The sequence below is a fragment of the Pinisolibacter aquiterrae genome, assembly GCF_019160155.1.
GTDB classification, from domain to species: domain Bacteria; phylum Pseudomonadota; class Alphaproteobacteria; order Rhizobiales; family Ancalomicrobiaceae; genus Pinisolibacter; species Pinisolibacter aquiterrae.
Genome location: NZ_JAFNIH010000025.1, coordinates 195,446 through 215,673, shown reverse-complemented (window position 1 = coordinate 215,673; position 20,228 = coordinate 195,446). Strand labels below are relative to the sequence as shown.

The following is a 20,228-nucleotide window of genomic DNA, read 5'->3' as shown; positions in this document are numbered from 1 at the left end:
TCGGGCGCCCGGTGGCGCCCCTTTCCGATTCCTCCAGTCCAAAGGGACACCGCGCTCCATGACCCATGCGCCGAATTCCCCCGAAGCCCGCGACGTCGCGCATCACCTCCACGGCTACACCAACGCGATTCGCCACGAGGAGATCGGCCCCCTGGTGATCGAGCGTGGCGACGGCATCTACGTCCACGACATCCACGGCAAGCGCTACATCGAGGCGATGGCGGGCCTGTGGAGCGTCGGCGTCGGCTTCTCCGAGCCGCGTCTGGTCGCCGCCGCGACCCGCCAGATGGAGCGGCTGCCCTACTATCACACCTTCGGCCACAAGGCTCAGGGGCCGGTCATCGACCTCGCCGAGAAGCTGATCTCGCTGGCGCCGGTGCCGATGTCGAAGGTGTTCTTCACCAACTCCGGCTCGGAGGCCAACGACACGGTGATGAAGCTGCTGCGCTACCGCGCCAACGCCATGGGCGAGCCGCAGCGCAAGAAGTTCATCTCGCGGGTCAAGGGCTATCACGGCGTCACGCTCGCCTCGGCGAGCCTCACCGGCCTCGTCAACAACCATCGCTCCTTCGATCTGCCGATCGAGGGCGTGTTCCACACGACCGCGCCCCACTATTGGCGCGAGGGCCGTCCGGGCGAGAGCGAGGAGGCCTTCGCGACGCGCTGCGCCGAGGATCTCGAGGCGCTGATCCTGCGCGAGGGGCCGGAGACGATCGCGGCCATGTTCGCCGAGCCGGTGATGGGCGCCGGCGGCGTGATCGTCCCGCCCGCGACCTATTGGGAGAAGGTTCAGCCGGTGCTGGCGAAATACGGCATCCTGCTGGTCGCCGACGAGGTCATCTGCGGCTTCGGCCGCACCGGCAATCTCTGGGGCTCGCAGACCTACGGCATGAAGCCGAACGTGCTGGTGTGCTCCAAGCAGTTGTCCTCGTCCTACCTGCCGATCTCCGCCCTGATGATCGACGAGAGCGTCTATCGGCCGATCGCCGAGGAGAGCGGGCGCATCGGCACGCTCGGCCACGGCTTCACCGCCGGCGGGCATCCGGTCGCGGCGGCGGTGGCGCTCGAGAATCTGGCGATCATCGAGGAGCGTGGGCTGGTGGCGAACGCCGCCCGGGTCGGCGCGCATCTCCAGAGTCGGCTGCGCGCGCTCGAGAGCCATCCGTTGGTCGGCGAGGTGCGCGGTGTCGCGCTGATCGCGGCGGTGGAGCTCGTCACCGACAAGGCGGCCAAGACGGCGCTCGATCCGGCCGGCAAGCTCGGGGCGCTGGTCGCCGGGATCATGCAGGAGAAGGGCGTCATCAGCCGGGCGATGGGCGACGCGATCGCCTTCTGTCCGCCGCTGATCATCACCGAGGCCCAGGTCGACGAACTCGTCGATCTGTTCCGCGCCTCGCTCGACGAGGCGGCCGCCTCAGTGGGGCTCTGAGCGTTCGGTGACGACCGCCGGCCGCACGTCCGGGTAACGGAGCTTGCGTCGATTGCGCCGGCCGCCGAGGGCGAGCCGGTAGCGATCGACGACGCCCTTGGCGATCTCGGTCCAATCGAAGTCGGCGCCGCGCGCGAGCGCGGCCCGGCTCATCTTCGCGTGGGCTTCGTCGTCGACCAGAAGATGCGTGATGTGGGCGGCGAACCCCTCGACGTCGCCGTGGTCGACGAGGAGCCCGGCGCCGCTCGCGCCGATCACGTCGGGAATGCCGCCGACCCGGGTGGCGACGATCGGCAGGCCGACCGCCATCGCCTCGCAGAGGGCGATCCCTTGCGATTCCTCCTCGGAATGCAGGGCGAAGACGCGCGCGCCGGCGAGCGCCCGCAGCACCTCCGCGCGCGGCAGGTCGGCGCGGATCGCCACCCGCTCGGCGACGCCGAGCCGCGCGGCGAGGGCGTGCAATTCGTCGAGATGGTCCTTCGAGGTCAGCGAGCCGACCACCACGAGGCGCGCCTCGGGGACGCGCTCGAGCACGCGGGCGAAGGCGGCGATGGTCCGATCGTGACCTTTGCGCGGGTGGATGACGCCGAGCGCCAGCACCACCGGCGCGCTGCGGTCGTCCGAGCGGGCCGCCGCCAGTTCGTCGAGGAAGATGCCCTGGGGCAGGGCGGCCGGCTCGGCCCGGGTGTTGGCGGCGATCTCGCGCGCCACATAGGGCGTGTCGACGATCAGATCGGTCGCCAGACGCAGCTGCAGGCGTTCGCAGGCGGTATAGAGCCAATGCCGGGCCCGGGCGGCGAGGCAGGGCGCGCGCCGCCAGGCCTCCAGCGTCTCCTTCTCGGTGATGCCGTGCAGCGTCCACACGATCGGGATCCGGCGCAGGCGGCAGGCGGCGAGCACGGCGAGTTCGAAGAGGCCGGAGCCGTGCAGATGCACGACCGCGTTCGGCGAGCGCCTCATCAGGCGCAGGATCGCCGGGACGTGCAGGACGGTGGAGATCATCAGGCGATAGGGCGCGGTGAGATGGATCACCTCGATACCGCGCAGGCGGGTGCGCACGATGGCGCCGCCGACCCGGCGGGGCGTCGCCACGACCCTGAGGCCGTCGACGTCGCGGGTCTCGCCGAGCGTCCGGCACAGGCCGTAGACCGAGGCCTGAACCCCGCCTTCGATGCGTTGCTCCTCGGTCGGGAAAGGGCCGATCATCAAGACGTCGAGGCCGCTCATCACATCTTCCGCCGCTCTGCGTCGCACCCTCGAGGTGCTCTTCTCGTCGAGACGTCCAGCCCCGAGCACACGATGAGACGCCGGCCATGGGACAGGCCTCGTCTCACCGCGTCATCTTAACGAGGCGGGGGGAGGGGTGGAACTCGAGGAAACGTCAACCTTGATTCTTCGTTAACGCCGCCGCGCGGGCAGAGCCCGGCAGGGTGGCGACCTCGCCGGCGCGAAGCGCGAGCGTCTCGCCCGGCACCAGCTCGCGCCATTCCTCGTCGCGGGTGAGGGGGCGGGTCGCGACGACCGAGACGACGTCGTTCGGCGTCGTCTCGGCCGCGAAGTCGACCTGGAGATCCTCGTCGAGCAGGGTCGCCCGGCCGAAGGGGGCGCGCCGCGTCACCACCGAGAGGTGCTTGCCGCAATGGGCATAGAGCGTGCGCCCGTCGCTGAGGAGGGCATTGAAGACGCCGAGGTCGCCGAGGCGGCGGAAGAGCGCGGGCAGGGCGGCGTCGAGGCGGCGCGGCGAGGGCAGGGCGCTCCAGCGCGCCTCGAGTTCGCCGAGGAGCCAGCAGAAGGCGTGTTCGCTGTCGGTGGTGCCGATCGGGCGGTGGCGGCCGAGCGGCAGGCGCTTGACCCCGGCGAGCTGGCCGTTGTGGGCGAAGCTCCACGGCCGGCCCCACAATTCGCGGCCGAAGGGGTGGGTGTTCTCGAGCGCCACGCGGCCGCGATTGGCGCGGCGGACATGGGCGACGACGATGCGGCTCTTGATCGGATAGGCCCGGAGCAGCCGCGCCAGATCCGACCGCGCGCTCGGTTCGGGATCATGAAAAGTGCGGCAGCCGCGTCCCTCATAGAAGCCGATGCCCCAACCGTCGGCGTGCGGCCCCGTCTCGCCGCCGCGCCGGGCGAGGCCGGCGAAGGAGAAGCGGATGTCGGTCGGCACGTTGGCGCTCATTCCGAGGAGTTCGCACATCGATCGGTCCATGGGTCGAGAGGGGCGCCGCCGACTAAAGCGATCCGGGCGTCGGCTCGCCAGCCAGGGAATTGCGTTCGGCCGTCCGGCGAAGAGAAAATTTTGCTCCGAAACGGCGTCCCTTCGGGGGTGAGGAGAAAAAGGACGCGCGTTGCGCAATCACTTGCAGGAACGCATGGCTGGCGGCATTCCTTTCACGGCGAAAGGTGGAACTGGATGAAATATCTCTCGATATGCCGATCTTGCACGAAATATTGCCGAATATGAGTTCAAGTCGGATTAAATAGGAAGCCTTATCCCGGTATTTCAGGAGATCCTTCTCGTATCGAGGGCGAGGGGGATCCCCAATGGACGCGCTGCATCTCGGACTTCTTCTCTCCGGTTCGGTCGCCGCCGGGGTGGTCAATGCCCTCGCCGGCGGCGGGTCGCTGGTGACCCTGCCGATCCTGCTCGGCCTCGGCCTGCCGCCGGTCTCCGCCAACGCCACCAACGCGGTCGCCGCCTGGGCGGGACTGATCGGCGGCAGCCTGCGCTACGCGCCGACCCTCGCCCCGCATCGCCGCACCGTCGGCTGGTTCGCGGTGATCTCGACGCTGGGTGGGGCGATCGGCGGCGCCCTGATGTTGGCGACGCCGCGCGCGGTGCTCCATGCGGCGATGCCGTGGCTCGTCCTCGTCGCCACGCTGACCTTCCTGCTCGCGCCCTACATCCATCAGGCGGTGCGCGGCAAGGCGGCGTGGGACCTCGATCGCACCGGCGATCTCGCCGGCTGGCGCGGCGTCGTCCATTTTCTGGTGTCGATCGCCACGGGCTATTTCAACCCCGCCGGCGGGGTGATGATGGTCGCCGCCTTCCACGGCTACGGCCTGACCGATCTGCGCCTCGCCAATGGTCTCAAGATCGTGCTCGGCATGACGATGACCGGGGCTTCGGTGGCGGTCTTCGTGCTGGCGGGCGCGGTGATCTGGCCGATCGCGCTGCTGATGGTCGCCGGGACGATCCTCGGTGGCTGGCTCGGCGCCGGCCTGGCGCTGCGGGTCGACCGCCGTTGGCTCCGGGGGTTCGTCCTCGCCTGGGGCGGCATGATGTCGGTCGCCTTCCTGGTGCCGGCGTGACGCGCGGCGCGGGCGATCTCGCTCTGGACGCGGGTCGGCCGGCACCCTAGTCTTCCCGCGTCACCCGAGGCGGCGACGAGGAGGATGCGACTCATGAACCTTCGTGACGTTCTGGTTCATCTCGATTCGAGCCCGCGCTGCCGTAGCCGTCTCGATCTCGCCGTCTCCATCGCCGCGACCGACGGGGCGCGTCTCGTCGGCCTCTTCGCCGAGGTCGCGCCGCCGCAGCAGGTCGGCGTGGTGGCGAGCTGGCCGAGCGCCGACTATGCCGCCGCGGCCGCCGCCTCTCGCGAGCTCTTCGCCGAGGCGACGTCCGTCCTCGGCGCCGCCGCCGTCTGGATCGACGCCAATCGCGGCAGCGAGATGGAGGTGACCGGACGGGTGGTCGACTTCTCCCGCCTCTCCGATCTCGTGATTCTCGGTCAACCGCCGGAAGAGCGCGGGCGGACGCCGACCGATCTTCCCGAAAACGTGATTCTCTCCTGTGGCCGTCCGGTGCTGATGGTGCCGCATTCGGGCACCTGGACGACGATCGGCGAGCGGCCGCTCTTCGCCTGGACCAACGGTCGCGCCGCGGCCCGGGCGCTCTCCGACTCGCTCGCGCTGGTGCGCGCCGACGCCGACGCGCTGATCGTCGAGGGCGCGCCGCGCGGCGCACCGCCGGACGAGATGATCGCGCCGTTGGTCGCGCATCTGGCGACGCACGGGGTGCGGGCGCTGCATCGCGTCGTGGTGATCGAGGAGGTCCGTCTGATGGACACGCTGCTCAATCAGGCGGCCGATCATTCGGCCGATCTGATGGCCGTCGGTGCCTTCGAGCACGCGGGCTTTCCCTATGTCGGACGAGGCTCGGGGACGCGCTGGCTGTTGCGGCACATGACCGTGCCGATTCTCTTCTCTCACTGACGCCTGGCCGGATGCGGCCGGCGTCACGGCGCCGGAAAAAGCCGAAAGCCGCCGTTCCCAGAGAGAACGAGCGGCTTTCGTGGCTTCTCGTGAGAGAAGATGGCGGGAGTGACGGGGCTCGAACCCGCGACCTCCGGCGTGACAGGCCGGCACTCTAACCGACTGAGCTACACCCCCGCGTCTCGCCGCCAGGGGCTGACCCCGTCGGCGATGGCGCTCGTTTAAGGCCCACGACGAAGCGTGTCAAGCGGGTGACGAAGAGGAGGTTTCGCGACGAGGGGGCGGTTCTGTGGATAACCGCCGCGTCGACGGCCGCGCGAGCCGCGCTCCGCCACGACTTTCACGGGATCGCGCCCGGCGAGCGAAATTTCTTCGGATCGGAGGGTCGGCGCGGGTCGGCGCGGCGAGGGGAACCGATCGGCGCGAACCCGTCCGAAAGGATCGGGAAATCATCTCGCGGCTTCCTCGGTGCGGTGCGGCGACGCGACCGGGGCTTCCGACCAAAGAGCCTTTCCAAGGTGCTTGCGTCGGTGGTTGGGGTGGGCTAAGCGTGCCTCGTGACGAGACGTCGCACCCGACGTCGTCGTCGTGCCGCCGCCCCGGGGACCCCGTGAGATCGACGCATCGGCGTCCGTTTCCAGGGTGGGCGTGGCGGCGAGAGAAGACCGCGAGGCGCAACGAGGCGCCGCGGCCGTTCGGATCGGGGGAGAGGAACGGGATCGCCATGCAAGGCCTGCTCAGCGAATACCTGCCGATCGTCGTCTTCATCGCGCTCGGTGCCGTCATCGGCCTCGCGCTTCTGGTCGCGCCGTTCCTGGTCGCCTACAAGAAGCCCGACCCCGAGAAGCTCTCGGCCTACGAGTGCGGCTTCAATGCCTTCGACGACGCCCGGATGAAGTTCGACGTCCGCTTCTATCTGGTGTCCATCCTCTTCATCATCTTCGACTTGGAAGTGGCCTTCCTGTTCCCGTGGGCGGTCGCCTTCGGCAAGCTCGGCTGGCTCGGCTTCGGCTCGATGATGATGTTCCTCGGCGTGCTGACGATCGGCTTCGTCTACGAGTGGAAGAAGGGAGCCCTGGAATGGGATTGATCCAGCAACCCGGTCCCCTCGTGGCTCCGAGCCCGAAGGGAATCATCGATCCCAAGACGGGTGAGCCCGTCGGCGCGAACGATCCGTTCTTCATGAACATCAACGACGAGTTGGCCGACAAGGGCTTCCTCGTCACCGCCACCGACGAACTCATCAACTGGGCCCGCACCGGCTCGTTGATGTGGATGACGTTCGGTCTGGCGTGCTGCGCGGTCGAGATGATGCAACTCTCGATGCCGCGCTACGACGTCGAGCGCTTCGGTTTCGCCCCGCGCGCCTCGCCCCGCCAGTCCGACGTGATGATCGTCGCCGGCACGCTGACCAACAAGATGGCGCCCGCTCTGCGCAAGGTCTACGACCAGATGCCCGAGCCGCGCTACGTCATCTCGATGGGCTCCTGCGCCAACGGCGGCGGCTACTATCATTATTCCTATTCGGTGGTGCGCGGCTGCGACCGCGTGGTTCCTGTCGACGTCTACGTCCCCGGGTGCCCGCCGACCGCCGAGGCGCTGCTCTACGGCGTGCTTCTGCTGCAGAAGAAGATCCGCCGCACCGGCACCATCGAGCGCTGAGGCGCTCGCGGTCACACGTCGATGCCGGCTCCGCCGGCTGAGGGAAGAAGGGTCAGGCAAGCGATGGCGCACACGCTCCAGTCTCTCGGCGAGACGATCGCGGCGAAGCTCGAAGGCAAGCTCGAGGGCTGGTCCGTCGGCGTCGACATGGTGACGCTCGAGGTGGCGCCCAAGGCGCTCCTCGACGTGCTCTCGACCCTGCGCGACGACGGCGACTTGAAGTTCGTCAATTTCACCGACGTCTGCGGCGTCGATTATCCGGCGCGCGAGAAGCGGTTCGACGTGGTGCATCACCTGATGTCGCCGACGCTGAACATGCGCGTGCGCATCCGCGTGCAGACCGACGAGGTGACGCCGGTTCCCTCCGCCACGGGGCTCTTCCCCGGCGCCGACTGGTTCGAGCGGGAGGCCTACGACATGTACGGCATCCTGTTCTCGGGTCATCACGACCTGCGCCGGATCCTGACCGACTACGGCTTCGACGGCCATCCGCTCAGGAAGGACTTCCCCACCTCCGGTTTCGTCGAGGTTCGCTACGACGAGGTCGAGAAGCGGGTGGTCTACGAGCCGGTGAAGCTCGCCCAGGAATTCCGGAACTTCGACTTCCTCTCGCCCTGGGAGGGACCCGACTACGTCCTGCCCGGCGACGAGAAGGCGAAGACCAACTGATCGATCGGCGGCCGTCCCGGCCGTCGCATGAGAACGCTTCCCCGAAAGGGGCAAGGACTTGGGAAACGAGGGACCGCGCATGGGCGCCGAAGCGACCGTTCGGAACTTCAACATCAACTTCGGCCCGCAGCATCCGGCGGCCCACGGCGTGCTGCGCCTGGTCCTCGAGCTCGACGGAGAAGTCGTGACGCGCGTCGATCCGCACATCGGCCTGCTGCATCGCGGCACCGAGAAGCTGATCGAATCCAAGACCTATGCCCAGGCGACGCCCTATTTCGACCGGCTCGACTACTGCGCGCCGATGAATCAGGAGCATGCCTTCTGCCTCGCCGCCGAGAAGCTGATCGGGCTCGAGGTGCCGAAGCGCGGCCAGCTGATCCGGGTGCTCTATTCCGAGATCGGCCGTCTCCTCTCGCACATCCTCAACGTGACCACCCAGGCGATGGACGTCGGCGCGCTGACCCCGCCGCTGTGGGGCTTCGAGGAACGCGAGAAGCTGATGATCTTCTACGAGCGCGCCTGCGGCGCTCGCATGCACGCCAATTATTTCCGCGTCGGCGGCGTTCATCAGGATCTGCCCGAGCAGCTCCTGGTCGACATCGGCAAGTTCTGCGAGACCTTCCCGAAGGTGCTCGACGATCTCGAGAGCCTCCTCACCGAGAACCGCATCTTCAAGCAGCGCAACGTCGACATAGGCGTCGTCAGCCTCGAAGACGCGTGGAAGTGGGCGATGTCCGGCGTCATGGTGCGCGGTTCGGGCGCCAAGTGGGACCTGCGCAAGGCGCAGCCCTACGAGTGCTACGACGAGATGGAGTTCGATCTCGCCATCGGCAAGAACGGCGACTGCTACGATCGCTATCTGATCCGCATGTTCGAGATGCGTCAGTCGACCAAGATCATGAAGCAGTGCGTCGAGCGTCTGCTCGGCAAGGACCGCTTCGGCCCGGTGTCGTCGGCGACCCACAAGGTGGTGCCGCCCAAGCGTGGCGAGATGAAGCGCTCGATGGAGGCGCTGATCCACCACTTCAAGCTCTATACCGAGGGCTTCCACGTGCCCGCGGGCGAGGTCTATGCCGCCGTCGAGGCGCCCAAGGGCGAATTCGGCGTCTACCTCGTCTCCGACGGCACCAACAAGCCCTATCGCTGCAAGATCCGGGCGCCCGGCTTCGCGCATCTGCAGGCGATGGACTTCCTCAACCGGGGTCACATGCTCGCCGACGTGGCGGCGATCCTGGGTTCGATCGACATCGTCTTCGGCGAGGTCGATCGGTGAAGGAGATCGATTGTCCCCACCACGGGCCCCAGCCGCCCGCCGTCGTCTGCACCGCCGTCAAGGCGGCCCTCGACGACGGTGAGGTCCACGGGTTCCACTGGTGGGAAGACGATCGGGGAATTCCTTGCGCGCTGTGTGACGACTGCGCCGAGGCGATGGACTCCGACGCGGAACGACCCCACGCCCTCGAGGTGATCTGCGGGGCCTGTTTCGAGTCGATCTGGAACATGAACGATCAGCCGCCGAGGATTTCATGAGCGTCCGTAGGCTCGCCCCTGCCGAGGTCCAACCGGCCTCCTTCGCCTTCTCGCCCGAGAACGAAACCTGGGCGCAGATGGTGTTGACCCGTTATCCCGCCGGCAAGCAGGCCTCGGCGGTGATCCCCTTCCTGATGCGCGCGCAGGATCAGGAGGGTTGGGTCTCCAAGGCGGCGATCGAGACGATCGCCGATCGGCTCGGCATGAAGCACATCCGCGTACTCGAGGTGGCGACCTTCTACACCCAGTTCCAGCTCGGTCCGGTCGGCTCGGTCGCGCACGTCCAGGTCTGCGGCACCACGCCGTGCATGCTGCGCGGCTCCGACGAGATCCTCCACGTCTGCAAGAACCGCATCGCGCCGCATGCCCACGAGCTGTCGGCGGACGGCAAGTTCTCGTGGGAAGAGGTCGAGTGCCTCGGCGCCTGCGTCAACGCCCCGATGGTCGCGGTCTTCTCCGACACCTACGAGGACCTGACCAAGGAGAGCTTCGAGGCGCTGCTCGACGGGTTCGAGCGCGGCGAGACCCCGAAGCCCGGCCCGCAGAACGGCCGTACCGGCTGCGAGGCCGAGGGCGGCGCCACCACGTTGAACGATCCGGGTCTCTACGACGGGACCTACCGGGTCAACATCGTGACCGGCGGCGGAAAGTGAGTTTCGCGTCGCTTCTCCCGGCGAGGGAGGAGCGGGGGAGAGGGTCCGGCCTTCGGGTCGGGCGGTGCCGAGAGGCGAGTGGGAAGAGACCGATGCTCCACGACAAGGACCGCATCTTCACCAACATCTACGGCTTTCAGGACAAGAGCCTGAAGGGCGCGATGTCGCGTGGCCTCTGGGACGGCACCAAGCAGATCCTGGAGATGGGTCGCGACTGGATCATCGACCAGATGAAGGCCTCGGGCCTGCGCGGCCGTGGCGGCGCCGGCTTCCCGACCGGCCTCAAGTGGTCGTTCATGCCCAAGGTCAACGACGGCCGTCCCCATTATCTGGTGGTCAACGCCGACGAATCCGAGCCCGGGACCTGCAAGGACCGCGAGATCCTGCGCAACGACCCGCATCACCTGATCGAAGGCTGCCTGATCGCCTCCTTCGCGATGGGCGCCCATGTCGCCTACATCTACGTGCGCGGTGAGTTCATTCGCGAGCGCGAGGCGCTCCAGCGCGCCATCGACGAGTGCTACGCGGCCAATCTGCTCGGACCGAACAACGTCCACGGCTATCCGTTCGACCTCTACGTCCATCACGGCGCCGGCGCCTACATCTGCGGCGAGGAGACCGCGCTGCTCGAGTCCCTCGAGGGCAAGAAGGGCCAGCCGCGGCTGAAGCCGCCGTTCCCGGCGAACGTCGGCCTCTACGGCTGCCCGACCACGGTCAACAACGTCGAATCGATCGCCGTCGCCCCGACCATCCTGCGTCGCGGCGGCGCCTGGTTCGCCGGGCTCGGCAAGCCGAACAACACCGGCACCAAGCTCTTCTGCGTCTCCGGCCACGTGAACAAGCCCGCCACCTTCGAGGAGGAGATGGGCATTCCGTTCCGCGAGATGATCGAGAAGCATTGCGGCGGCATTCGCGGCGGCTGGGACAATCTGCTCGCGGTGATCCCCGGCGGTTCCTCGGTGCCGATGGTGCCGGCGGCGCAGATGATCGACGCGCCGATGGACTTCGACACGCTGCGCGGCCTCGGCTCCGGCCTCGGCACGGCGGCGGTCATCGTCATGGACAAGTCGACCGACGTCATCCGCGCGATCGCGCGCCTCTCCTACTTCTATCGCCACGAGAGCTGCGGCCAGTGCACGCCGTGCCGTGAAGGCACCGGCTGGATGTGGCGGGTGATGGAGCGCCTCGTGAAGGGCGAGGCCGAGGTCAAGGAAATCGACATGCTGTTCCAGGTGACCAAGCAGGTCGAAGGCCACACCATCTGCGCGCTCGGCGACGCGGCGGCGTGGCCGATCCAGGGTTTGATCAAGCATTTCCGCCCGGTCATCGAAGAACGCATCGCCGCCCGCAAGGGCACGGCGCGCGTGGCGGCGGAGTGAGGAACGGGCATGGCCAAGATCAAGATCGACGGCACCGAGATCGACGTCGCCCCGGAAGCGACCCTTCTCCAGGCCTGCGAGGCGGCGGGCGCCGAAGTGCCGCGCTTCTGCTTCCACGAGCGCCTGTCGGTGGCGGGCAATTGCCGCATGTGTCTGGTCGAGGTGAAGGGCGGCCCGCCGAAGCCGACCGCCTCCTGCGCCATGGCGGTGAAGGATCTGCGGCCCGGCCCCAACGGCGAGCCGCCGGAAGTCTTCACGACCACGCCGATGGTCAAGCGCGCCCGTGAGGGCGTCATGGAATTCCTGCTGATCAACCATCCGCTCGACTGCCCGATCTGCGATCAGGGCGGCGAGTGCGATCTCCAGGATCAGGCGATGGCCTTCGGCGGCGATTCCTCGCGCTTCGCCGAGAACAAGCGCGCCGTCGAGGACAAGGACATCGGGCCGCTGGTCAAGACGGTGATGACCCGCTGCATCCAGTGCACGCGTTGCGTCCGCTTCACGGCGGAAGTGGCCGGCACCGCCGACATGGGTCTGATCTCGCGCGGCGAGGACGTGGAGATCACCACCTATCTCGAGACCGCGATGGCCTCGGAGCTGCAGGGCAACATCGTCGACCTGTGTCCGGTCGGCGCGCTGACCTCCAAGCCCTACGAGTTCAAGGCCCGCCCCTGGGAGCTGACCAAGACCGAGTCGATCGACGTCATGGACGCGCTCGGCTCCAACATCCGGGTCGACGCCCGCGGCCGTGAGGTCGTCCGCATCCTGCCGCGTCTCAACGAGGACGTGAACGAGGAGTGGATCTCCGACAAGACCCGTCACGTGGTCGATGGTCTGAAGACCCAGCGTCTCGATCGCCCCTACGTGCGCGACGCCCACGGCAAGCTCGCCGCCGCGTCCTGGCCGCAGGCGCTCGGCGTCGTGGCCGAGAAGATCAAGGCGACCGCGCCGGAGAAGATCGGCATCATCGTCGGCGATCTCGCCTCGGCGGAAGAACTCTTCGCGATCAAGACGCTCGCCGCCTCGCTCGGCATCGCCTCGATCGACGCCCGCGCCGACGGCTCGCGCCTCGGCACCGGCGGCCGTGGCTCGTGGCTCTTCAACGCCACGATCGCCGGTATCGATCAGGCGGATGCGATCCTTCTGGTCGGCACCAATCCGCGCAAGGAGGCGGCGGTCCTCAACGCCCGCATCCGCAAGCGCTGGCGCAAGGGCGGCTGCCCGATCGGTGTCCTCGGTGAGGAAGCCGATCTCACCTATGCCTACAACTACCTCGGCGAGGGTCCGTCCTCGCTCGACTGGCTCGCCTCCGGCCAGAACGGCTTCCTCGACGTTCTCAAGAACGCCTCGAAGCCGCTGATCATCGTCGGCAACGGCGTCACCACCCGTCCGGACGGCGCGGCGGTGATGGCCAAGGTCGCCGAGATCGGCTTCGCGGTCGGCGCCGTCGGTCCCGAATGGAACCACTTCTCGGTCCTGCACACGGCGGCGAACCGCGTCGCGGCGCTCGACCTCGGGGTGATCCCGGCGGCGGGCGGCAAGTCGACCAACGAGATCCTGGCGGCCTGCGCCACCGGCGAAATCGAGACGCTGATCCTGATCGGCGCCGACGAGATCGACACCTCGAATTTGGGCAAGACCTTCGTGGTCTATCTCGGCACCCACGGCGACAAGGGCGCGCATACGGCCTCCGTGATCCTGCCGGGCGCGGCCTATACCGAGAAGTCGGGCACCTGGGTCAACACCGAGGGCCGGGTTCAGGTCGGTGCCCGCGCCGCCTTCCCCGTGGGCGAGGCCCGCGAGGACTGGGCGATCCTGCGCGCGCTCTCGGCGCTGGTGGGCAAGACCTTGCCCTTCGACAGCCTCGGAGGCCTGCGCGCGGCGATGGTCGCGGCTCATCCCACTTTCGCCGGGGTCGACGAGATCGTGCCCGCGAGCCATGAAGACGTCGCGGCGCTGACGTCGGGCGCCGGCGCGATGAGCGGGGCCGGATTCGTTTCGCCGATCGGCGACTTCTATCTGACCAACCCGATCGCGCGGGCCTCCGCGACGATGGCGGAATGCTCGGCGCTGGCGACGGCGCGGATGCGCGACGCGGCGGAATGAGGGGGAGAGCGTGATGTCCGCATTCTGGGCCGACTACCTCTGGCCTCTCATCATCATCGTCGCCGAATCGCTCGTCCTCCTGGTCGTGCTGCTGATCGGCGTCGCCTATGTCATCTACGCCGATCGCAAGATCTGGGCGGCGGTGCAGATGCGGCGCGGTCCCAACGTGGTCGGGCCCTGGGGTCTCTTGCAGTCCTTCGCCGACATGCTGAAGTTCGTCTTCAAGGAGCCGACGATCCCGTCGGGCGCCAACAAGGGCATCTTCATCTTCGCTCCGTTCTTCGCGACCATGGTGGCGCTGGCCGCCTGGGCGGTGATCCCGGTCGCCGACGGGTGGGTGATCTCCGACATCAACGTCGGCATCCTCTACGTGCTGGCGATCTCCTCGCTCGGTGTCTACGGCACCATCATGGGCGGCTGGGCGTCGAACTCGAAGTATCCGTTCCTGTCGGCGCTGCGCTCGGCCGCGCAGATGGTCTCCTACGAGGTCTCGATCGGCTTCGTGATCATCACGGTGCTGCTCTGCGTCGGCTCGCTGAACCTCTCCGACGTCGTCCGCGCCCAGAGCCATGGGCTGGCGAGCGCGCTCGGCGTGCCGTGGCTGTCGTTCCTGAACTGGTACTGGCTGCCGCTGCTGCCGATGATGGTGATCTTCTTCATCTCGGCGCTGGCGGAGACCAACCGTCCCCCCTTCGATCTGGCGGAAGCGGAATCGGAACTGGTCGCCGGCTTCATGGTCGAATACGGCTCGTCGCTCTACATGCTGTTCATGCTGGCGGAATATGTCGCCATCGTGCTGCAGTGCGCGATGCTGTCGATCCTGTTCATGGGCGGTTGGGCGTCGCCGATCGATCTGCCGCCGTTCAACTGGATCCCGGGCGTGATCTGGTTCGTGCTGAAGATCCTGTTCTGGTTCTTCATGTTCGCGATGGTGAAGGCGTTCGTGCCGCGCTACCGCTACGACCAGCTGATGCGACTCGGTTGGAAGGTGTTTCTGCCCCTCTCGCTGGCCATGGTGGTCATCGTCGCGGGCGTGCTGCAGGTGACGGGCTGGGCGCCCTGAGCCGGAGAAAGGGAGAGAGAGGATGAACATCTCTCTCGCCGGTCTGATCGGGGCCTTCATGGGCGCCGTGGTCGGAGTGATCGATTTCGGCATGATCGCGGCTCTGCTGCGGCGTGCCTGGGAAAAGACGGCGGTCGTCGGCGACACGGCGCAGGCCGCCCGTCGGGAAGTGCTTCTGAAGGTGGCCTTCGTGGTCAACCTCGCGGTGTTCGTCGGACTGGGCTATTGGTTCGGCGCGACGATGGCGGGGTGACCGGGGCGACCGGAAACGAGACGACCGTGGCCCCGGAGCGATTTCGGGGTGAGACGAGGGCAGGTGAGACGATGAGACTCGATCGGGCGGCGAAGTCCTTGTTGCTGAAGGAGTTCGTATCGGCGTTCTTCCTGTCGATGCGCTACTTCTTCGCGCCCAAGGCGACCTTGAACTACCCCTTCGAGAAGGGGCCGGTGAGCCCGCGTTTCCGCGGTGAGCACGCGCTGCGCCGTTATCCGAACGGCGAGGAACGCTGCATCGCCTGCAAGTTGTGCGAGGCGATCTGTCCGGCGCAGGCGATCACCATCGAGGCGGCGCCGCGCGGCAACGACCAGACGCGGCGCACCACGCGCTACGACATCGACATGGTGAAGTGCATCTATTGCGGCTTCTGCCAGGAGGCGTGTCCGGTCGACGCGATCGTCGAGGGGCCGAACTTCGAGTTCGCCACCGAGACGCGCGAGGAACTCTACTACGACAAGGCGAAACTGCTCGCCAACGGCGAACGCTGGGAACGCGAGATCGCTCGCAACCTCCAGATGGACGCACCCTACCGCTGACGAGTAGCTCGACCGGCGATCCCGCCGGGAGAGTGATCGGGGATGACCGATGATCCAGGCCTTTTTCTTCTATCTCTTCGCGGCCGTCACCGTGGCCTCCGCCTTCGGCGTGATCTCGGCGCGCAACCCGGTGCATTCGGTGCTGTTCCTGATCCTCGCCTTCTTCAACGCGGCGGGTCTGTTCGTGCTGATGGGCGCCGAGTTCCTGGCGATGCTCTTGGTCGTCGTCTACGTCGGCGCCGTCGCGGTGCTGTTCCTGTTCGTGGTGATGATGCTCGACGTCGACTTCACCGAGCTGCGCTCGGGGCTGCTCGAGTACATGCCGATCGGCAGCGTCATCGGGCTGATCCTGCTCGCCGAACTGCTGATGGTGGTGGGCGGCTGGGCGATCGAGCCGGGCATGATCGGCCACGGAGCGACACCGATCACGGCGGCGACCACCAACGTGGCGGCGATCGGCGCGGTGCTCTACACGAAGTACATCTTCTTCTTCCAGGTGGCCGGTCTGGTCCTCCTGGTGGCGATGATCGGCGCGATCGTTCTGACGCTGCGCCACAAGGCCTTCGTCAAGCGCCAGAACATCGAGGAACAGGTCGCTCGCGGCCCGGCCACCGCCATCGAGATCGTCTCGGTGGAGAGCGGCAAGGGTCTCTGAGCAAATCACGGCGGGGCAGGGGCCTCGCCGATCAGGGAATTCGCCTCGAGGCACGGCCTCGAAGTCGGGATACCTCGGACGAGACGGGGGAAGTCATGGAAATCGGCTTGTCGCACTACCTCTCGGTGGCCGCGATTCTCTTCACGCTGGGGGTGTTCGGCATCTTCCTCAACCGGAAGAACGTCATCGTCATCCTGATGTCGGTCGAACTGATCCTTCTCGCCGTCAACATCAATTTCGTGGCCTTCTCCACCGCTCTGGGTGACCTCGTCGGGCAGATCTTCGCCCTCCTGGTCCTGACGGTGGCGGCGGCCGAGGCCGCCATCGGCCTCGCCATTCTGGTCGTGTTCTTCCGGACCCGCGGTTCGATCGCGGTGGAAGACGTCAACGTGATGAAGGGTTGATCGATCCATGTTCACGGCGATCGTCTTTCTGCCTCTCCTCGGCTTCCTGATCGCGGGCGCGATGACGCTGCTCGGCCATCCGGTGGCGCCGATGGGAGCCGCCGCCCTCGGTCATGGTCACGACGACCATGGCGCGCAGGGTCATGCCGCCGACGCCCACGGTCACGACGACCACGGCCATGACGCGCATCACGAGGAGAAGCCGTTGGCGCGGCCGGCCGAACTGGTCACCTCCGGCCTCCTGCTGGTGGCTGCCGTGCTCTCTTGGATCGCCTTCGTCCAGGTCGGCCTCGGCGAGCATCACGGCGCCTTCAAGGTCAACCTGCTGCCGTTCCTTCACACCGCCGGTCTCTCGGTCGACTGGGCGATCCGCGTCGACACGCTGACCGCCGTCATGCTGGTGGTGGTCAACACGGTCTCGGCGCTCGTCCACGTCTATTCGATCGGCTACATGAGCCACGATCCGGATCGGCCGCGCTTCTTCGCCTATTTGTCGTTGTTCACCTTCGCCATGCTGATGCTGGTGACCTCCGACAATCTGGTGCAGATGTTCTTCGGTTGGGAAGGCGTCGGTCTCGCCTCCTATCTGCTGATCGGCTTCTGGTTCCAGAAGCCCTCGGCGAACGCGGCGGCGATCAAGGCCTTCGTGGTCAACCGCGTCGGCGACTTCGGCTTCATCCTCGGCACCTTCGGCGTCTATTGGCTGTTCCAGACGGTCGACTACGACACGATCTTCGCCGCGGCGCCGTCGATGGCCGGCAAGACCATCACCTTCCTCGGCATGCAGGTCGACGCGGTGACGACGATCTGTCTGCTGCTCTTCCTCGGGGCGATGGGCAAGTCGGCGCAGTTCCTGCTGCACACCTGGCTTCCCGACGCGATGGAAGGCCCGACCCCGGTCTCCGCGCTGATCCATGCCGCGACCATGGTCACCGCCGGCGTCTTCATGGTGGCGCGTCTGTCGCCGCTGTTCGAGCTGTCGCCGACGGCGCTCACCATCGTCACCCTGGTCGGGGCGGTCACCGCCTTCTTCGCGGCGACGGTCGGTCTCGTCCAGAACGACATCAAGCGCGTCATCGCCTATTCGACCTGCTCGCAGCTCGGCTACATGTTCGTCGCGCTCGGCGTCGGCGCCTACGGTCCGGGCGTGTTCCACCTCTTCACGCACGCCTTCTTCAAGGCGCTGCTGTTCCTCGGCGCCGGCTCGGTGATCCATGCCGTCTCGGGTGAACAGGACATGCGCTCGATGGGTGGCCTCAAGGGGCACATCAAGCTCACCTACCTGATGATGATCGTCGGCACCCTGGCGCTGACCGGCGTCGGCATCCCGATGACCGAGTTCGGCTTCGCCGGCTACAACTCGAAGGACGCGATCATCGAGGCGGCCTATGTCGGCGACAACGCCGTCTCCGGTCTCGCCTTCGCGCTCCTCGTCATCGCCGCGCTGTTCACCTCGTTCTACTCCTGGCGTCTGATCTTCAAGACCTTCTGGGGCGCTCCGCGCGCCTCGAAGGAGGTGATGGATCACGTCCACGAGAGCCCGGCGGTGATGACGGTTCCGCTGATGGTGCTCGCCACCGGCGCGGTTCTGGCCGGCATGGTGTTCTCGGGTCTCTTCATCGGCCACGCCTATGGCGAGTTCTGGAAGGGCGCCGTCTTCACCGGAGCGAACAATCACGTGCTCGAGCACATGCATCACGTCCCGACGGCGGTGAAGTTCGCACCCTTCGTCGCGATGCTGACGGGCCTGATCGTCGCCTATGTCTTCTACGTGGTGAACCCGGCGCTGCCGGAGAAGCTCGCCGCCTCGCAGCAGGGCCTCTATCAGTTCCTGCTCAACAAGTGGTACTTCGACGAGCTCTACGACTTCCTGTTCGTCCGGCCCGCCAAGGCGATCGGCCGCTTCCTGTGGAAGGAGGGCGACGGGCGTATCATCGACGGCTTCGGCCCCGACGGCGTGTCGGCGCGGGTCGTCGCGATCACCGGCAAGGTCGTCGCGCTGCAGTCTGGCTATCTCTACCACTATGCCTTCGCCATGCTGATCGGTGTCGCGGCGCTGGTGACCTATGTGATGTTCGGGGGAGTTCGGTGATGGGCAACTGGCCGGTGCTCACGATCGTCACGTTCCTGCCCTTGGTCGGCGTCGCCTTCATGGCGCTGGTCCGTGGCGACGACGATCTGGCGAAGCGCAACGTCCGCGTGATCGCGCTTCTGACCACGGTGGTGACCTTCCTCGTCTCGCTCCTGATCTGGGCCCGGTTCGATCCCTCGAACCCGGGCTTCCAGCTCGAGGAGAAGTCGGGTTGGCTCGGCAACCTGTTCAGCTACCACATGGGCGTCGACGGCATCTCCGTCGCCTTCGTGCTGCTGACCACCTTCCTGATGCCCTTCTGCATCCTGGCCTCCTGGGACAGCGTGCAGAACCGCGTCAAGGAATACATGATCGCCTTCCTGGTGCTGGAAACGCTGATGATCGGCGTCTTCACCGCCCTCGATCTGATGCTGTTCTACGTCTTCTTCGAAGCCGGCCTCATCCCGATGTTCATCATCATCGGCGTGTGGGGTGGACCGCGTCGGGTCTATGCCTCCTTCAAGTTCTTCCTCTACACGCTGCTCGGATCGGTGCTGATGCTGATCGCGATGCTGGCGATGTATTTCGAGGCGGGAACCGCCGACATCCCGACGCTGCTCGCGCACGGCTTCCCGCTGCAGCTGCAGATCTGGGCCTGGATCGCCTTCTTCGCCTCGTTCGCGGTGAAGATGCCGATGTGGCCGGTGCACACCTGGCTTCCCGACGCGCACGTCGAGGCGCCGACGGCCGGCTCGGTGATCCTGGCGGGCATCCTCCTGAAGATGGGCGGCTACGGTTTCCTGCGCTTCTCGCTGCCGATGTTCCCGCTCGCTTCCGAGATGTTCGCGCCGTTCGTGTTCACGCTCTCGGTGGTGGCGATCATCTACACCTCGCTGGTGGCGCTGGCGCAGGAGGACATCAAGAAGCTGATCGCCTATTCGTCGATCGCCCACATGGGCTACGTCACCATGGGCATCTTCACGATGAATCAGGCGGGCGTGCAGGGCGCCATCTTCCAGATGGTCAGCCACGGCTTCGTCTCGGCCGCGCTCTTCCTCTGCGTCGGCGTGATCTACGACCGCATGCATACCCGTGAGATCGCGGCCTATGGTGGCCTCGTCAATCGGATGCCGTGGTACGGCGTCGCCTTCCTGCTGTTCACCATGGCCAACATCGGCCTGCCCGGCACCTCCGGCTTCGTCGGCGAGTTCCTCACCCTGCTCGGCGCCTACCGCGCCAACACCTGGGTGGCGTTCTTCGCGGCGACCGGCGTCATCCTGTCGGCGGCCTACGCGCTCTATCTGCTGGCGCGGGTGATGAACGGCAAGCTCGAGAAGCCGGCGCTCGCCGGGATCCTCGATCTCGACTGGCGCGAGCGCGCGGTCCTGTTCCCGCTGATCGCGGCGACGGTGTTCTACGGTGTCTATCCGGCGCCGATCCTGAACGCCTCGGAGGCTTCGGTGCAGGCGATGTTGACCAAGGTGACGGCCGCCATCGCGGCGTCGTCCAAGATCGCCCTGTTGGCGAACTGATGAGATCCCCGACCGGGCGTTCCGTCCGGTCGGGCTGGCGAATGAACGGT

General features: G+C 66.9%; 20 protein-coding genes and 1 tRNA gene. 18 read left to right on the top strand and 3 right to left on the bottom strand.

All coding sequences use genetic code 11. The annotated features are described in order from the left end of the window. Positions 1–58 precede the first annotated feature (58 nt). Entirely contained in the window at positions 59–1,429 is a 1,371-nt protein-coding gene (locus tag J3S89_RS10490) for an aspartate aminotransferase family protein (protein ID WP_217927474.1), read from the top strand. On the opposite strand, the gene J3S89_RS10485 is transcribed toward J3S89_RS10490, so the two are convergent. Together J3S89_RS10485 and J3S89_RS10480 are read right to left on the bottom strand one after the other, a co-directional pair. Continuing rightward, on the bottom strand, positions 1,415–2,656 hold the full coding sequence (locus tag J3S89_RS10485) for a glycosyltransferase family 4 protein (RefSeq protein WP_217927472.1): 1,242 nt from the start codon (positions 2,654–2,656) through the stop codon (positions 1,415–1,417). The genes J3S89_RS10490 and J3S89_RS10485 overlap by 15 nt on opposite strands. A gap of 154 nt (positions 2,657–2,810) precedes the next feature. Next, positions 2,811–3,620, bottom strand: a complete 810-nt coding sequence (locus J3S89_RS10480; protein ID WP_217927471.1) for a class II glutamine amidotransferase — start codon at positions 3,618–3,620, stop codon at positions 2,811–2,813. Positions 3,621–3,967: 347 nt separating this feature from the next. On the opposite strand from J3S89_RS10480, the gene J3S89_RS10475 reads away from it, so the two are divergent. Together J3S89_RS10475 and J3S89_RS10470 are read left to right on the top strand one after the other, a co-directional pair. Next, positions 3,968–4,735: a sulfite exporter TauE/SafE family protein gene (locus J3S89_RS10475; RefSeq protein WP_217927470.1), complete on the top strand. Its 768-nt coding sequence runs from the start codon at positions 3,968–3,970 to the stop codon at positions 4,733–4,735. Positions 4,736–4,828: 93 nt separating this feature from the next. Then, a complete protein-coding gene (locus J3S89_RS10470) occupies positions 4,829–5,641 on the top strand; it encodes an adenine nucleotide alpha hydrolase family protein (RefSeq protein WP_217927468.1) in 813 nt (270 codons plus the stop codon). Positions 5,642–5,741: 100 nt separating this feature from the next. Here the strand turns inward: J3S89_RS10470 and J3S89_RS10465 are convergent. After that, positions 5,742–5,818 (bottom strand) — tRNA-Asp (locus J3S89_RS10465). Positions 5,819–6,365: 547 nt separating this feature from the next. Here J3S89_RS10465 and J3S89_RS10460 point away from each other — a divergent pair. From J3S89_RS10460 to J3S89_RS10390, 15 genes are all read left to right on the top strand, one after another. Then, positions 6,366–6,731, top strand: a complete 366-nt coding sequence (locus J3S89_RS10460; protein WP_217927467.1) for an NADH-quinone oxidoreductase subunit A — start codon at positions 6,366–6,368, stop codon at positions 6,729–6,731. After that, a complete protein-coding gene (locus J3S89_RS10455; protein ID WP_217927466.1) occupies positions 6,722–7,303 on the top strand; it encodes a NuoB/complex I 20 kDa subunit family protein in 582 nt (193 codons plus the stop codon). The genes J3S89_RS10460 and J3S89_RS10455 overlap by 10 nt, the downstream gene beginning before the upstream one ends. A gap of 63 nt (positions 7,304–7,366) precedes the next feature. Next, positions 7,367–7,972 carry an NADH-quinone oxidoreductase subunit C gene (locus J3S89_RS10450; RefSeq protein ID WP_217927464.1) on the top strand — a complete coding sequence of 202 codons (606 nt, stop codon included), beginning with the start codon at positions 7,367–7,369 and terminating at the stop codon, positions 7,970–7,972. A gap of 79 nt (positions 7,973–8,051) precedes the next feature. Further along, the gene (locus J3S89_RS10445) at positions 8,052–9,245 is read left to right on the top strand and encodes an NADH-quinone oxidoreductase subunit D (protein WP_217927463.1); all 1,194 of its coding nucleotides are present in this window, start codon (positions 8,052–8,054) and stop codon (positions 9,243–9,245) included. After that, positions 9,242–9,502 (top strand): hypothetical protein, encoded by a 261-nt coding sequence (locus tag J3S89_RS10440; protein WP_217927462.1) that lies wholly within the window; start codon positions 9,242–9,244, stop codon positions 9,500–9,502. The genes J3S89_RS10445 and J3S89_RS10440 overlap by 4 nt, the downstream gene beginning before the upstream one ends. Then, positions 9,499–10,155, top strand: a complete 657-nt coding sequence (gene nuoE / locus J3S89_RS10435) for an NADH-quinone oxidoreductase subunit NuoE (RefSeq protein WP_217927460.1) — start codon at positions 9,499–9,501, stop codon at positions 10,153–10,155. The genes J3S89_RS10440 and nuoE overlap by 4 nt, the downstream gene beginning before the upstream one ends. 92 nt (positions 10,156–10,247) lie before the next feature. After that, a complete protein-coding gene (gene nuoF / locus J3S89_RS10430) occupies positions 10,248–11,534 on the top strand; it encodes an NADH-quinone oxidoreductase subunit NuoF (RefSeq protein WP_217927459.1) in 1,287 nt (428 codons plus the stop codon). A gap of 9 nt (positions 11,535–11,543) precedes the next feature. Then, entirely contained in the window at positions 11,544–13,640 is a 2,097-nt protein-coding gene (gene nuoG, locus J3S89_RS10425; RefSeq protein WP_217927458.1) for an NADH-quinone oxidoreductase subunit NuoG, read from the top strand. 13 nt (positions 13,641–13,653) lie between these two features. Next, positions 13,654–14,703: an NADH-quinone oxidoreductase subunit NuoH gene (gene nuoH, locus J3S89_RS10420; protein ID WP_217927456.1), complete on the top strand. Its 1,050-nt coding sequence runs from the start codon at positions 13,654–13,656 to the stop codon at positions 14,701–14,703. Between the two features lie 22 nt (positions 14,704–14,725). Further along, positions 14,726–14,956, top strand: coding sequence for a hypothetical protein (locus tag J3S89_RS10415; RefSeq protein ID WP_217927455.1), 231 nt, complete (start codon positions 14,726–14,728; stop codon positions 14,954–14,956). Positions 14,957–15,027: 71 nt separating this feature from the next. Further along, a complete protein-coding gene (nuoI, locus tag J3S89_RS10410; RefSeq protein ID WP_217927454.1) occupies positions 15,028–15,516 on the top strand; it encodes an NADH-quinone oxidoreductase subunit NuoI in 489 nt (162 codons plus the stop codon). 49 nt (positions 15,517–15,565) lie between these two features. Next, positions 15,566–16,171 (top strand): NADH-quinone oxidoreductase subunit J, encoded by a 606-nt coding sequence (locus J3S89_RS10405; RefSeq protein WP_217927453.1) that lies wholly within the window; start codon positions 15,566–15,568, stop codon positions 16,169–16,171. 95 nt (positions 16,172–16,266) lie between these two features. Then, positions 16,267–16,575, top strand: a complete 309-nt coding sequence (gene nuoK, locus J3S89_RS10400; RefSeq protein ID WP_217927452.1) for an NADH-quinone oxidoreductase subunit NuoK — start codon at positions 16,267–16,269, stop codon at positions 16,573–16,575. A gap of 7 nt (positions 16,576–16,582) precedes the next feature. Then, positions 16,583–18,667, top strand: a complete 2,085-nt coding sequence (gene nuoL / locus J3S89_RS10395) for an NADH-quinone oxidoreductase subunit L (RefSeq protein WP_217927451.1) — start codon at positions 16,583–16,585, stop codon at positions 18,665–18,667. Further along, complete coding sequence (locus J3S89_RS10390; RefSeq protein WP_217927450.1) at positions 18,667–20,178, top strand: NADH-quinone oxidoreductase subunit M; 1,512 nt, start codon at positions 18,667–18,669, stop codon at positions 20,176–20,178. The genes nuoL and J3S89_RS10390 overlap by 1 nt, the downstream gene beginning before the upstream one ends. The last annotated feature ends 50 nt before the right edge of the window (positions 20,179–20,228 follow it).